The sequence below is a fragment of the Natronomonas sp. EA1 genome (genome assembly GCF_051195035.1).
Taxonomy (GTDB): domain Archaea; phylum Halobacteriota; class Halobacteria; order Halobacteriales; family Haloarculaceae; genus JBNTJV01.
The window spans coordinates 1-13,393 of record NZ_JBNTJV010000007.1 but is presented as its reverse complement, the minus strand read 5'-3'; the positions used below and the strand labels follow the sequence as shown (position 1 = coordinate 13,393).

Below are 13,393 nucleotides of genomic sequence, written 5' to 3'. Positions count from 1 at the left end.
CTCCGGTCTTTTCTCACTCCCGCGAGTCGAGGTACGCGCGGATGGTCGCGTCGTCGATCACATCGAGCATCGCCTCGGGGTCGAGATGTTCCGCGAGCGCCCGGTGGCCCTCGCCTCGAAGCGCCTCGACCTCCTCGGGGGAGCGTTTCGTCTCGAACGCGCGGTCGATGTAGCGCTCGCGAAGCTCGGTGAACCGTTCCTCGGAGAGCTCGTGGTCGCCCAGCTCGTTCGCGAACCACTCGCGCCAGCGGTCGCGCTCGGCCCACTCCCCGGTGAACTCCGAGGCGGGGCGGAGCCAGTCGTAGCGGCGGGCGACGACGCCGGAGAGCCCCTCCGCCTGGCGGCGGTCCTCGATGAGCGAGCGGGCGACCTGCGCGCCCTGCCCGGCCGCGACGATGGCCTGGGCGTTGCGCTCCCCGTTCGGCGCGGCGACGTACAGCCCCTCGATGGGGGTCCGGCCGTCCTCGTCGGGGAAGTCGGGGGCGAACCGCTCCTCCTGCTCGCCGTGGTGTTCGTGGGTCTCGAACAGCTCGCCGTCGTCGAGCGGGCGGAGATACGAGCCGTCGTACCACGCGGCCGCGACGACCGCGTCCGCGGCGACGACCGTCCCCTCGTCCGTCGCCACGCGGAACCCGTCCTCACTGCGCTTGACGGACTCGACGAGTTCGGGGTGGACCGAACACCCGGCCTCCGCGAGGTGGGCGTGGAGCAGGTCGGAGAGGGTCTGGATGTCGATACCGCCGGGGAAGCCGGGATAGTTCTCGACGTAGGCGGCCCGCGGCAGGGCGGCCTTCCCGCGGTCGAAGACGACGGTTTCGAGGCCGTAGCGGGCGAGGAACACCCCGGCTGCGCTCCCGGAGGGCCCGCCCCCGACCACGACCACGTCGGCCTCGCGGGTGGCCTCGCTCACGCGTCACCTCGGACGATGCGCGCCACGCGCTCGCGGTCGAACAGCTCCTCGTCCGCGCCGTAGAGGTCGGCGGCGAGCCGTTCGGTGAGCACCATGTTCGTGATGGGGCCGGCGTAGAGGCCGCCCGCGCGGTAGACATCGCCGTGCTGGACGGCCTGGAGCTCGCTCGCGGTGGGGTGCTCCTCCAGCGAGGCGACGACGGTGTTCTCGAACTCGGCTGCGGTCTTCGACTCGTAGCCGCGCAGCAGGAGCACCTCGGGGTCGACCTCGAGCAGCGTCTCGACGTCGATGGCCGCGCGGGAGCCGTGGAAGTCCTTGATGTCCGTCTCCGCGAGCGCGTCGCGGACCCGGAGGTCGCGCAGGTGTTTGAAGCCCGTGCCGCCCCCGATGAGGTAGGGGTAGAACTGCTCGGGCGCGTCGCCGACGCCCCAGAGGACGGCGACGGCGGGCCGCTCGCCCGTGCCGGGGACGACCGGCGCGAGGGTCTGCTGGAACTCGTCGTGGACCTCGGTGAACGCCTCGTAGCGGTCGGTGCGCTGGAACACCTGCGCGAGCCTCTCGAACCCCTCGTACAGCGAGTAGTAGCGGTAGTCGTCGTGCCACGGGTAGTGCTGGGCGTAGATGCAGTTGCCGAAGAACGGGCCGATGTTCTGTGCCACCTCGTCGACGTCGGCCTGCTTCCACCCCTTGAAGCGGTTCATGAGGAAGTTCGGGTCCATCACGTGGACGTCGGCGTCGAGCTCGTAGAACAGCTCCTTGCTGACGCCGTCCTGATAGAGGTCGACCATCCCGGACTTGTCGACGGAGACGCCCGGGATCGAGTCGTAGTACTGGGTGTGATACCGGGAGGTGAGCCAGACGCCCTTCGGCGGCTCCAGCCCGAGGGCGATGCCCATGTCGGCCCAGCTCCCGTTGTTCGCCACCCACGTCTCGGGGACGGAGTCGAACTCCACGCTGCCGACGGGGACCATCTCCACCGAGTAGGAGGTGTCCTCGGGCGTCGGGGTCGCCGTCTCCTCCTCCTCCGAAGGCGTCGAGTCGTCACCCGTATCGGGCGTCTCGGTCGAGCTGTTGCCGGTGCAGCCTGCGAGCAGCGCGCCGGCACCGAGGGCGCCCACCCGCAGCAGGTCACGTCGCGTACGGTCTGACATACGGTTTAGGCTTGCCTAAACGGACTTAACGTCTCCGGTTTTTAGGCGCGCCAAAAAGAGGGAGCTTATCCGGTGATGATGCCCGCGAGCTCGTCGCGGTCGAACAGTTCGCCCTCGAAGCTGTCCGGGAAGTAGTTCGTCGCGAACCGTTCGGTGAGGAACAGGTTGTGGATGGGGCCGGCGTAGATGGGACCGCCGCGGAAGACCTGGTCGTTCTTCACGGCCGTCAGTTCCTTCGCCGTCGGGTGCTCCTTCATGAACGCGACGACCGTGTCCTGGAACTCCTGTTCCGTCTGCGTCTCGTGGCCGCGCAGGAGGATGGAGTCCGGGTCGACTTGGAGTATCGTCTCGTAGTCGATCTGCCCGCGGTCGGACGTGGAGAGCCCCTCGATACCGGTGCCCGCGAGCGCGTCCGTGATGCCGAGGTCGTGGAACTGCTTCTTGTTCGTCCCCTTATCCGAGAGCCGGTACGGGTAGAACGCCTCGGGTTCGTTGCTCGCGGCGAAGAGCAGCAGGCCGTTGGGGCGCTGGTCGGCGGATGGAAGCTTCGTCTGCACGTCCGCGAGGAAGGCGTCGTGGAGCCGCTTGAACTGCCGGTACTTCTCCTGTTCCTGGTGGACCTGCGCCACCTTCTCGAACGCCTCGTACAGCGTGTAGTAGCGATAGTCGTGCCACGAGTCCGTCCGGCGGAAGATGGTGTTGCCGAGGAACGGCGCGACGTTCTGTGTGAGCTCCTCGATGTCCTTCTGTTCGAGCCCGAAGAAGCTGTTCTGCGTGAGCCAGACGGGGTCGATCATGTGGAGGTCGCTGTCCAGCTCGTAGAAGATCTCCTTGTCGATACCGCTGTCGCCGATGAGCGCGGTCAGCGACTCCTTGTCGACGCTCACGCCGGGGAGCTCCTCGTAGGCGTCGACGTGGTACCGGGAGGGGAGCCCCACGGAGGTGACGGTGTCCCCGTGACCGAGCGCGACGGCCATGTCCGCGTAGCCGGGGAAGTAGTGGGCCACCTTCTGCGGCGGCTCCTCGAACTCCACGCTCCCGACCGGCGCCATCTCCACCGAATAGGAGGTGTCCTCGGGCGTCGGGGTTGCCGTCTCCTCGGTCGGCGTGGCCGTCGAGTCGTCGCCCGCGTCGGCCGTCTCGGTCGAGCTGTTGCCGGTACAGCCCGCGAGCAGGGCACCCGCACCGATGGCACCCACCCGCAGCAGGTCGCGTCGCGTGTGGTCTGACATGGTTTTAGGCTCGCCTAAAGACACTTAACGGCACCGATGTGGAGGCGGCCCGAACTCAACCGGTGATGATGCCCGCGAGCTCGTCGCGGTCGAACAGTTCGCCCTCGAAATGGTCGGGGAACAGCCCCGTCGCGAACCGTTCGGTGAGGAACAGGTTGTGGATGGGGCCGGCGTAGATGGGGCCGCCGCGGAAGACCTGGTCGTTCTGCACGGCGGTCAGCTCCTTCGCCGTCGGGTGCTCCTTCATGAACGCGACGACCGTGTCCTGGAACTCCTGTTCCGTCTTCGTCTCGTGGGCGCGCATCAGGATGACCTCGGGATCGACCTCCAGCATCGTCTCGTAGTCGATCTTCCCTCGGTTGCTCTCGGAGAGCCCCTCGATGCCGGTGCCGGCGAGCGCGTCCGTGATACCGAGGTCGTGGAACTGCTTCTTGTTCGTCCCCTTATCCGAGATGCGGTAGGGGGAGAACGACTCCGGCTCGTCGCCAGCCCCGTAGACCAGCAGCGCGCTGGGACGGCTGTCGGCCGGGGGGAGCTTCGTCTGCACGTCCGCGAGGAAGGCGTCGTGGAACCCCTTGAACTGCTGGTACTTCTCCTGTTCCTGGTGGACCTGCGCCACCTTCTCGAACGCCTCGTACAGCGTGTAGAAGCGGTAGTCGTGCCAGGTGTCCGTCCGGCGGAAGATGCTGTTCCCGAGGAACGGGGCGACGTTCGTGGTGAGCTCCTCGATGTCCTTCTGTTCGAGCCCGAAGAAGTCGTTGCTGGTGAGCCAGACGGGGTCGATCATGTGGAGATCCGCATCCAGCTCGTAGAAGATCTCCTTGTCGATGCCGCTCTCACCGATGAGATCCGTGATGGAGTCCTTGTCGACCGAGACCCCCGGTAGCTCGTCGTAGTAGGAGGTGTAGTAGCGCGAGGGCGTCCCGATGGAGGCGACGGTGTCCCCGTGACCGAGCGCGACGGCCATGTCCGCGTAGCCGGGGAAGTAGTGGGCCACCTTCTGCGGCGGCTCCTCGAACTCCACGCTCCCGACCGGCGCCATCTCCACCGAATAGGAGGTGTCCTCCGGGGTTGCGGTCGCCGTCTCCTCGCTCGTGGAGGTCGACTCGTCGCCCGCGTCGGCCGTCTCGGTCGAGCTGTTGCCGGTACAGCCCGCGAGCAGCGCGCCAGCGCCGATGGCTCCCGTCCGAAGCAGGTCACGTCGCGTGTGGTTGGACATGGGTTTAGGCATACCTAAACACACTTAACCGCGTCGATGTTTAGGCAGGCCTAAACAACCGTGAGGGATACGGGGGCGGAGTTATTTGACACCCCCAGCCAAAGGAGGGATATGGCTGATATGAGTGTCGAGGAGGCCCTCGAGAAGTACGGACCCAGCGAGATCACCCCCGACGACATCCTCACCGTCGACGACCCCCATTTTACCAGTGAGAACGTCGCGCTCGTCACGGGCGCGGGTAACGGCATCGGCTACGCCACGTCGCTCTGTCTCGCCGGCAACGGGCTCACCGTCGTCGGCACGGACATGGACGAAGAGGGGCTCGCCGAGCTGGAGGCGCGCGCCGCGGAGCTGGACCTCCCCGGCGCGGTCGCCACGGTCACCGGGAACCTCACCGACGACGAGGACATCGAGCGCATCGTCGCGGAGGCGAGCGAGCACGGTCAGCTCCGGTATCTCGCCAACATCGCGGGGCTCCAGACCATCGCGCCCATCAAGGAGTTCCCGATGGAGAAGTACGACCTGATGCAGGACGTGATGCTGCGGGCCCCGCTCGCGCTCACGAAGGAGTGCTGGCCCCACTTCGAGGCGGGCGGGGGCGGCGCGGTCGGCAACATGTGCTCCGTCCACGGCCACATCGTCACGAAGGAGAAGGTCGCCTACAACACCGTGAAGTTCGGACTGCGGGGCCAGACCCAGTCCATCGCCGCGGAGGGAGAGGGTGACATCCGCGGGTTCTCCGTCTCCACGGCCTACGTGAAGACGCCGCTCGTCGCGAAACAGCTCCCCGACTCGGCCGACTCGCGCGGGCTCACGGTCGACGAGGTCGTCAACGACGTGATGCTCGGCCCCACGCGCGTGAAGGAGATGATGGAGCCCTACGAGGTCGGCAACCTCTTCGTCTGGGGGTTCTCGAAGCACGCGAAACACCTCAACGGCGGCGACATCACCCACGAGGGCGGGATGAGTCTGACGTACGAGTGAGGCTCAAACGACCGGCTCCACGACGACGTGGGCGTGCTTGAGCCGGGGCGCCTTCGCGCGGCCGTCCTCCTCGTACTCGATGACGTCGATGCGGGCGAGTCGCTGGAGGTCACGGCTCACCACGCCCTTATCGTACCCGAGTTCACCCGCGAGGGCACGCACCGACCGCGGCTCGTTCTCCGCGAGGTAGTCGATGATCTCCAGTTGACGCTCGTCGAACACGTCCTCGGCTCGCTCCCGCGAGAGGACGAGGGTATCCGGGAAGCCGTGCTGTGAGAGCGTCTCGGAGAAGGCCGCACGGAACGCGAGGCGTGCGTCGGGGTCGTTGTCACCCTCCTCGAACGCGTTCGGGTCGGGAACGGTCGACTGCCGTTCGTCGAATTCACCACTCATGTGCGTTCACTTATCGTTGTTAGTTTTGCAACAGTCATAAACCCTCGCACGAGGCGAACCTATACAAACGGGAACGGGGCGAGGACCCACCGATGACCCGTACGACGCGACACCGGGACGGGCGGGGCGTCCCTGACAGCCACCGAGCGCTCCCGGGCGACGGATAGTGTACCGGTTCGAGTCGATCGACCTCGGTGAGTATCGGGGGGACGACTACCTGCTGGTGGGGTTCGTGGAGCCGGAGCCGCGAGAGCAAGCGGCGTACGACCCGGACACGGATGCGAGCGAGTACGGCGTTACGGTCGTCAGGACCGCAGCACATCCACTCGGGGAGACATCGAAATCGTCCGAATGGACACGGCACACGGCCAGCCACACATGGACCGGCTGTATCTCCCACCCGACAGCGACGAGGACCGGAAGGAGTGGCTCGACGACGAGTACACCTACGCGCGGATGAAGGCCTACCTACTGGCGAACTGGAAGGCGTTCGTGGACCTGTACGTCCACGTCAACGAGTAGCGCTACAGCCAGTCCGTGAACGAGCCCTCGATGAGCGTCTCCTGCTGGTGGTCGATGTACTCGGATTGGACCGCCCAGATGGCCTCGGCGAACGGCTCACCGGCCAGTACGCGGTCGCGCACGCGGGCGTGCTTCCACGAGGCGGGCGTGATGCCGCGGTCCACGCGCTCCCGGAGCGGCTGGATGTAGCTCGTCGCCTCCTCGGGGGAGAGCCCCCGGAGTTCCAGCCCGTCGCGGGCGTGTTCGAACAGCTCCGCGTACACCTCCTCCGTGTCGGTCGTGTGGTCGCCGTCGCCGGTCACCCACGTCAGGTCGGCGTCGAGGCCGTCACGGACGGCGGCGTAGAAGTTCTCCTCGGCGTCCGCCCACGCGAGCGAGCGCACGGGGTGGTCACGCCGCGGGAGCGACTCCATCAGGCCGGCGAAGACGGCAAGCAGCGCGACCGAATCGGCCACGGTGGGCTGGGCGGGCAGCGGGCGGAACTCGATGCGGGCGTTCGCGTTCGTCCGCGAGGGGCCGTCGAGCACCGGGCGCACCCACCGCCAGTAGGAGCCGTGTTTGTGCCGGAAGTGGGCGAAGCGGTCGTCGAACCGGCCGCCCTCCTGCTGGAGCATCGGGACGACCGTCTCGTCGGCGGCGATGCGGTCGATCGCCTCCTCGACGGTGGCGAAGTCCTCGGGGAAGGTGACCTTCGGCGCGTCGTCGGGGTTGAGCACCGTCTCGAAGACAGGGACCCGGTTCTCCATCCAGCCGTCGGCGAGCACGACCTCCGGTTCCGCGTCGTAGAGGTCGGGCGGGAAGAAGGGGCTGTTCACGGCGATGGCGAGCAGCGGCCCCGCGACCCGGAGCGCATACCGGAAGTACGTGGGGAGGTCGTCCGCCTGCGCGACCTGATAGTGCGGCTGGATGGAGGTGATGAGGCTCTCCGGCATCACCGTGTCCGCGTCCAGCGAGACGTGCGGGGCGTCGAGTTGCATCCCCGCGGCGAAGTCGGTGTTCGCCATCGCGTGGTACCGGACCGCGTCGCTCATGTTCGTCGCCAGCCGGATGCCGTCCTGTTCGACGCTGTCGGCGAGATACTCGGCCGCGGTCTCGCCGATGGGCGGCTGGGTCCACATCCCGTCGCTGATGAGCCGCATCCCCTCGGCGGAGACGACCTCCTCCGCCGCCGAGAGCTTCGCTCTGACCTCCGCGGTCTGTGCCTGTAACCCGTACGACGAGAGCGGCTGCGGGCTCGTCTGCATCTCCGCGTTGTGCAGCCCGAGCTCCTTCTCGAAGCCGATGTACTCCAGCAGCCGACGGGGGACGCGCGCCAGCGCGCGCGTCTCGTCGTCGACAGCGTAGAACTCGTACTCCAGCCCGACGATGGCCTGGGGGTTGTCGAAGGTCCCCGCCGCGACCTCGGCTTTGAGGTCCTCCACCTCCCGTTCGACGCGCCGTTCGAACTCCGCGCGGTCGACATCGAGTGCGCCGCGTACCCGCTCGGCTAGCTCGGACCCGGACATGCACCCGGCTTCGCGTCGCTGTCGTTTGTATCCTCTGGCATCGCGACCGAAAGGCGGGGTCGTTCTCCTCGAATCTCTGTAACGTGAAAGCGCGATGTCTTCATCGACCGAACAGCTCGGTGTCGGGATGGAACGCTGACCAGCCGCTCCAGAACATGGGCGGGAGGTCGGCCGCCCGCCCGAGCGTCGTTCCACGGAAGGGGCCGTCGACCGCCTCGCCCGTCGTGCGCACCCACCGTGACCCCCCCGCACGGAGATGCCCCGGGCCGGCCCCCCGGAACGACAGAACCCGCCCGTCGACCCCCCGCTCGTACGCCGCGAGCCCACCGTCTGGCGTCACCGTCACGACCACCGGCAGGTCCCCGACGCGGTCGTTCACGACCCCCCGCTCCGCGACGGCGGGGAACGGGTACGCCCGGGTCACGCCGTCCCGTTCGAGGCCGACGACGAGCGTGCGCGGCCCCACACCCGTCCCGTCGTAGCCGATGAGCTGGGTCTGGGTCTCGTAGTTGTACTTCGAGTTGAAATACGAGAACGTGGCGTCGCGCCCCCGGACGGTGTTCGAGTGCGGGGGTGGGAGCAGCACCTCGGTGTCGGGGTGTTCCGCGCGCCAGGCTTCCCAGCTGGTGAGCGACGCGGGGACGAGTGAGAGCTGTGTTCCCGTCTTCGGGCCCCGGATGGCCGTCGCGAGGAGCTGGGACCACAGGCTCTCCGTCCGGCGGTCGTACAACACGAGGTCGTTTCGCCACAGCGCCCCCGAGACGCCGAAGACGGTCTCCGCGCCGTCGATGACACGCTCCGTGACGACCGCGGAGCCACACAGCGGGCAGTAGGTGACGAGCAACCCCTGTGGCGCGTTCACCACCTCGTGCCAGTCGAGGACGGCGAGTGGGTACGCACGCGCGACCCCCTCGTACTGGACGCCGACGACGGCGGTCTCGTCCGGCAGTCCCTGTAGTTCCGCGTTCGCCGGCACGTCGAGCCCCGACCAGTCCCGGGCGAACGCGGGGTCGACGATCGCCGGGATGTGGTCCGTCGCGACGGCGTCGGTGAGCTCCTCACGGGGGACGGGGAGCGAGACCCCACCGACGGTGGTGTCACCGTGGTAGCCGACCTGGCAACCGGCGAGACCCCCGGCCGTCCCCGTCGCGAGCGCGGTGAGGAGCCGTCGGCGGCGCATGGGGAGGTGTATGTGAGACACGACCAAAAGCCTCCGCTGGTCTGGCAGCAGTCACGCACGCGTCGCTCGCGGCGGGTGAAAAATCGAGAACGGACGGCGATCAGGTGAGCCGCTTCGGCTGCGGGCCGTGCTGGCGCTGAAGCGGGATGAGTCGGCGGTCCTCCGGCGACTCCGTAGTTTCGGGAGTGGTTGGTGTGTCGGTCGGTTCGGTTTCGGTCGTGGAATCTCGGGTCATGTGGGATGAGTGCGGGTGGTTTCCGCGCAGTGCCGTCGGAGTGGGCTACCCGAGATGTACCGTTGCAGCCATCACCAGCCGCTACCGGCGCATCCATCATAAATGTTCATGTTCTATTCGCGTGTCGGGGGGTCCGGAGAGGGCGAACCCCCTCGTTTCAGGTGGAGAGCCACGCCACAGGGCGCGTCAGACGCCCGTTCAGGAATTATTCTTCCGCGAGCGAGTAAACCCGCTTGCGGGCGTCGCGGAGACAAACCTCCTCGGTGATGAGCCCCGACTCGGAGAGCTGGCTGAGCGCCGAGCGGACGGTGCGCTCCGAGAGCCCCGTCGTCTCCGTCAGCTGTGACTGCGTGAGTTCGGTGCGCTCCTGGAGCACGAAGCGGACGAACTTCGCGCTCGGTGTCAGGTCGGTGTCCGGGGGTGTGTCCGTTGTCGTAGCCATGGAGATGAAGCGGTGGCGAGTGGCCACCCGTGTACCGACACGTAGTGCGTCGGCGCACTTAGCCTTCCTCGGCCATCGGTGTTACCAGGTGACACGTGAGTTACCACCCTCGCGAGCGGGCGGCTTTACCATTCTCGGGAGTCAGTCCCACGGTATGAGCCACCACTCACCGACCGTGAACCCGCTCGACGACCGCACCGCCTTCGTCACGGGCGCGAGCCAGGGGATCGGACGCGCCATCGCCGTCGAACTCGCCGCGCAGGGCGCGAACGTCGCCCTCGCCGCCCGCGGCGACGGCATCCACGAGACCGCCGCCATCATCGGCGACGACGACCGCACGCTCGCCGTTCGGACGGACGTGACCGACGAGGCCTCCGTCGAGTCGGCCATCGCCGAGACCGTCGACACCTTCGGCGGGCTCGACTGCCTCGTCAACAACGCCGGCATCGCCGGTCCCACCGCGCCCGTCGAGGACGTGAGCGAGGCGGAGTGGGAACACACCATGGACGTGAACGTCACCGGCGTCTTCCGCTGTGTCAAACACGCCGCCCCCCACCTCCGCGAGAGCGACCAGGGGCGCGTCGTCACCATCTCCTCCATCAGCGGAAAACGCCCGCTGGAGGGGCGAACCCCCTACACCGCCTCGAAGGCCGCCCTCATCGGCCTCACCCGGACGCTGGCCTTCGAGCTCGGCGACGACGACGTCACCGTCAACACGGTCTGCCCCGGCGCGACCCGCGGCCCTCGCATCGACGACGTCATCGAGAAACAGGCCGCCCAGCGCGGCGTCGACTTCGAGACGGCGAAACAGGCGGTGTTCACCGACGACACCGCCCTCGGCCGGCTCACCGACCCCGAGGATATCGCCGAACAGGTCGCCTTCCTCGCGAGCAACGCGGCCCGCAACATCACCGCCCAAGATCTGAACGTCGACGCCGGAAGCGTCTGGTACTAACCCTCGTACTCGGCGGCGTTCAGCGTCGAGAACCCGATATCGTCGAGGACGGACTCGTTCGTCGCCTCGAGGACGACCGGCGGCGCGACCCCCTCCTCGTGGGCCTCCAGCCACCGCCCCACGCAGAGACACCAGCGGTCACCCGGCTCCAGCCCGGGGAACTCGAACTCGGGCCGGGGCGTCGTGAGGTCGTTCCCCCGCGCCGCAGAGAACTGGAGGAACGCCTCCGTGACGACCGCACAGATCTCGTGGCGACCGGTGTCGCCGGGGAGCGACCGACAACAGCCATCCCGGAGATAGCCGGTCATCGGGTCGGTGCTACACGGCTCGAGCTCGCCACCGAGGACGTTCCGCTCGTCGGACATGGGTGGCGCTTCGACACCGCACGGAATACACCTGCTGGTGTCGGGTGTGAGGATGTGAGGAGTAGTCCATACTGGATTCGAACCAGTGTCGTCGGCCCCAGAAGCCGACAGGATTGGCCGCTACCCCAATGGACTGACACGTTCGCCGTCGGTCGTACTGACCTCGGACATACCACCGTAGCGGGTTGGCGAATATGAAGATTGCGAAGTAGCTACGTCACGCAGAATTCAGTCAAGCGGGGCCGGGAGTCGATAGTGCTCCTTCCTATGGCAGTTTGCGCACAGGACGACACACTTCTCAATCTCGTCTCGAAGCGTTTGCCAGTCGCAGCCGTCGGAGATGAGGCGGCTGACGGTCGCGGACTTCTCTCCGGGGTGATGGTAGTCGAGAGACACCGCCTCGTCCGTTGAGCATCGTCGACAGCCGGCTCCTGATCGATGGAGACTGGTCCACACTCGAAACGATTCGCGCTTGTCGAGGGGAGGCAGCATTTCCCGAAGGTCAGTGGGTGATAACGTCCGAACATCACCCGACAGTGATTCAATCAAACCGCTCCTGTCCGAGTCGTGCTGGTGCGTAGCCCGATGGCAATTGGCGCACAGTATCTCGCATTTCTCGATTTCCGCGTGTATCGCCTCCGCGGAGTACCCCTGAACGACCATCTTGTTCACTGCCAGCTCCTTCTCCCCGCGGACGTGGTGAAAATCGAGGCAGGCAGGGTCGTCCTCGTCACACTGCGAACAGCCGAGGGACGATTTGTGGATGTGTAACCACGCGCGGAGGCGTTGCCGCCGGTCGAGTGTTCGCTCGCGGTTCGTTTCGACATGGCGATAATGCCACCGCTGGTCGACGGACATCGCCGCCCACTCCTCGTCAGAGATGTCCAGCCCGCTCGGCTTCGAGCCGACACGCGACCCGCGGGATGGGTTCGTCGCCAGCCCCGCCTGCTCCTTCGCCGCGTTCCAGCCGCCGCAGACCCGGATGATCGTCCCCGACGCGGGCGTGAGCCCCAGTGCCTCGTACTGCGTTTTCGTGGGGGACTCGCCCAGCTCCGCCGCGGCCTCGCGCAGGGCGGCCAGGCAGTCGCGTTCGGTCACCACGGGGGGACTGCCTCGGCTTCGTTTATGAACCCTCACACCGACGAACGTGCTCACATCGCCACCTATATTCCACTGAAGTATGCATACTCGCGTATGTACGTTGGACGCTTCGTCGTCGTCGCCCCGGAGTTCGCCGCCTACCGCGTCTCCTCGCGGTCGTTCCCCAACCGTCGCATCCTCGACCGTGAGGACGCGCTCACCGTCGGGCCGACGGAGGACGCCCCGGAGACGGACAACCCCTACATCTCGTACAACTGTCTGCGTATCGTCGGCAGCGAGGCTTCAGCCTCGGGCAGCGCGAGCGGCGGGACGCCGCGAGCGGCCGTCATCGGCAACGGCTCGCAGGTCGACCCCATCGCGGAGAAACTCGAGTTGGGCTACCCCGCCCGCGACGCGCTCGCGGAGAGCCTGCTCGCGCTGGATTACGAGAAGGACGACTACGACACCCCGCGCATCGCGGGCGTCGTCGGGGAGGAGAGCTACATCGCGACGGTGCGCAAGGACGCGCTGCTCGTCCACGAGGTGGAGGAACCGACGCTCGTCGCGACCTACGAGGAGGACACCCCCCGGGCGTTCGCGTTCGAGGCCGACGACGCGTTCGAGGCGGCCCGGACCGCCTACGACCTGGAGTTCGAGCACGCGGTCTGTGCGGCGGGCGTCGAGCGCACGGCCGACGGCTTCGAGACGGCGTTCGTCAACGAGTCATCGACCCACGACTGAAGTCGTGGGCTTGTCCGTGGACTCCCGGTCTGCCTCCGGAGTGGAGGAGGCGGTGTACTCGCCATTCCCGTTCAGCGTCCCAGACTTGAGGGCGAGATGACCGTCGCCCAACCCATCGGGACGTTTGCCCGATGGTAAAGTTAGCAACTTGAGACCGATGTTCTTGCTCGCGTTGTAGTCGCCGTCAACCGAGTACCCACACTCGTTGCACTCGAACCAGCCGTCCGAGTTCCGGTTCGTGCTGGACCGATGCCCGCATCGAGAACAGGTCTGCGAGGTAAACGCAGGCGGAATCTGCTCCACACGAATCCCGTACTCACTGGCCTTGTACGCGAGCATCTCTTGGAGTTCGCGGAACGCCCAGTTGTGCAGCTGACGCTTCACTTGGTCGTTCCGATTACTCATCCGCTCGCGGATGTGGGTCAGGCGTTCGACGGCGATGTACGAGCAGTCGTGGGCGTCGGCTTCCTCCACGATGC

16 protein-coding genes and 1 tRNA gene are annotated in these 13,393 nt (G+C 67.0%); 4 read left to right on the top strand and 13 right to left on the bottom strand.

Features of this window, described 5'->3' with window-relative positions; genetic code table 11:
* Positions 1-13: 13 nt before the first annotated feature.
* The 4 genes from ACQUQR_RS16585 to ACQUQR_RS16570 form a co-directional block, all read right to left on the bottom strand.
* Positions 14-910 carry an FAD-dependent monooxygenase gene (locus ACQUQR_RS16585; protein WP_435197506.1) on the bottom strand — a complete coding sequence of 299 codons (897 nt, stop codon included), beginning with the start codon at positions 908-910 and terminating at the stop codon, positions 14-16.
* Complete coding sequence (locus ACQUQR_RS16580) at positions 907-2,061, bottom strand: ABC transporter substrate-binding protein (RefSeq protein ID WP_435197505.1); 1,155 nt, start codon at positions 2,059-2,061, stop codon at positions 907-909. The genes ACQUQR_RS16585 and ACQUQR_RS16580 overlap by 4 nt, the downstream gene beginning before the upstream one ends.
* A gap of 65 nt (positions 2,062-2,126) precedes the next feature.
* Complete coding sequence (locus ACQUQR_RS16575) at positions 2,127-3,293, bottom strand: ABC transporter substrate-binding protein (protein WP_435197504.1); 1,167 nt, start codon at positions 3,291-3,293, stop codon at positions 2,127-2,129.
* Between the two features lie 55 nt (positions 3,294-3,348).
* A complete protein-coding gene (locus ACQUQR_RS16570; RefSeq protein ID WP_435197502.1) occupies positions 3,349-4,512 on the bottom strand; it encodes an ABC transporter substrate-binding protein in 1,164 nt (387 codons plus the stop codon).
* 120 nt (positions 4,513-4,632) lie between these two features.
* On the opposite strand from ACQUQR_RS16570, the gene ACQUQR_RS16565 reads away from it, so the two are divergent.
* Positions 4,633-5,496 carry an SDR family NAD(P)-dependent oxidoreductase gene (locus tag ACQUQR_RS16565; RefSeq protein ID WP_435197592.1) on the top strand — a complete coding sequence of 288 codons (864 nt, stop codon included), beginning with the start codon at positions 4,633-4,635 and terminating at the stop codon, positions 5,494-5,496.
* 3 nt (positions 5,497-5,499) lie between these two features.
* On the opposite strand, the gene ACQUQR_RS16560 is transcribed toward ACQUQR_RS16565, so the two are convergent.
* The gene (locus tag ACQUQR_RS16560; RefSeq protein WP_435197501.1) at positions 5,500-5,889 is read right to left on the bottom strand and encodes a winged helix-turn-helix transcriptional regulator; all 390 of its coding nucleotides are present in this window, start codon (positions 5,887-5,889) and stop codon (positions 5,500-5,502) included.
* A 351-nt stretch (positions 5,890-6,240) separates the two neighbouring features.
* Here ACQUQR_RS16560 and ACQUQR_RS16555 point away from each other — a divergent pair, with 351 nt between their 5' ends.
* Complete coding sequence (locus tag ACQUQR_RS16555; RefSeq protein ID WP_435197500.1) at positions 6,241-6,411, top strand: hypothetical protein; 171 nt, start codon at positions 6,241-6,243, stop codon at positions 6,409-6,411.
* A 2-nt stretch (positions 6,412-6,413) separates the two neighbouring features.
* Here ACQUQR_RS16555 and ACQUQR_RS16550 read toward each other — a convergent pair whose 3' ends face one another.
* The 4 genes from ACQUQR_RS16550 to ACQUQR_RS16535 form a co-directional block, all read right to left on the bottom strand.
* Entirely contained in the window at positions 6,414-7,916 is a 1,503-nt protein-coding gene (locus ACQUQR_RS16550) for a hypothetical protein (RefSeq protein WP_435197499.1), read from the bottom strand.
* Between the two features lie 100 nt (positions 7,917-8,016).
* Positions 8,017-9,096 (bottom strand): DUF3179 domain-containing protein, encoded by a 1,080-nt coding sequence (locus ACQUQR_RS16545; protein WP_435197498.1) that lies wholly within the window; start codon positions 9,094-9,096, stop codon positions 8,017-8,019.
* A gap of 100 nt (positions 9,097-9,196) precedes the next feature.
* The gene (locus tag ACQUQR_RS16540; RefSeq protein ID WP_435197496.1) at positions 9,197-9,331 is read right to left on the bottom strand and encodes a hypothetical protein; all 135 of its coding nucleotides are present in this window, start codon (positions 9,329-9,331) and stop codon (positions 9,197-9,199) included.
* Positions 9,332-9,536: 205 nt separating this feature from the next.
* A complete protein-coding gene (locus ACQUQR_RS16535) occupies positions 9,537-9,773 on the bottom strand; it encodes a helix-turn-helix domain-containing protein (protein ID WP_435197495.1) in 237 nt (78 codons plus the stop codon).
* A gap of 154 nt (positions 9,774-9,927) precedes the next feature.
* Between ACQUQR_RS16535 and ACQUQR_RS16530 the strand changes: the two genes are divergently transcribed.
* Complete coding sequence (locus tag ACQUQR_RS16530) at positions 9,928-10,728, top strand: SDR family NAD(P)-dependent oxidoreductase (RefSeq protein WP_435197494.1); 801 nt, start codon at positions 9,928-9,930, stop codon at positions 10,726-10,728.
* Here ACQUQR_RS16530 and ACQUQR_RS16525 read toward each other — a convergent pair.
* From ACQUQR_RS16525 to ACQUQR_RS16515, 3 genes are all read right to left on the bottom strand, one after another.
* Positions 10,725-11,093: a DUF2237 family protein gene (locus ACQUQR_RS16525; protein WP_435197493.1), complete on the bottom strand. Its 369-nt coding sequence runs from the start codon at positions 11,091-11,093 to the stop codon at positions 10,725-10,727. The genes ACQUQR_RS16530 and ACQUQR_RS16525 overlap by 4 nt on opposite strands.
* Positions 11,094-11,155: 62 nt before the next feature.
* Positions 11,156-11,228 (bottom strand) — tRNA-Gln (locus ACQUQR_RS16520).
* A gap of 93 nt (positions 11,229-11,321) precedes the next feature.
* Complete coding sequence (locus ACQUQR_RS16515; protein WP_435197492.1) at positions 11,322-12,191, bottom strand: homing endonuclease associated repeat-containing protein; 870 nt, start codon at positions 12,189-12,191, stop codon at positions 11,322-11,324.
* Positions 12,192-12,287: 96 nt separating this feature from the next.
* Here ACQUQR_RS16515 and ACQUQR_RS16510 point away from each other — a divergent pair, with 96 nt between their 5' ends.
* Positions 12,288-12,914, top strand: coding sequence for an IMP cyclohydrolase (locus tag ACQUQR_RS16510; protein ID WP_435197491.1), 627 nt, complete (start codon positions 12,288-12,290; stop codon positions 12,912-12,914).
* Here ACQUQR_RS16510 and ACQUQR_RS16505 read toward each other — a convergent pair.
* Positions 12,897-13,393 (bottom strand): RNA-guided endonuclease InsQ/TnpB family protein (locus ACQUQR_RS16505; protein WP_435197490.1); only part of this gene is annotated, 497 nt, incomplete at its 5' end. The genes ACQUQR_RS16510 and ACQUQR_RS16505 overlap by 18 nt on opposite strands.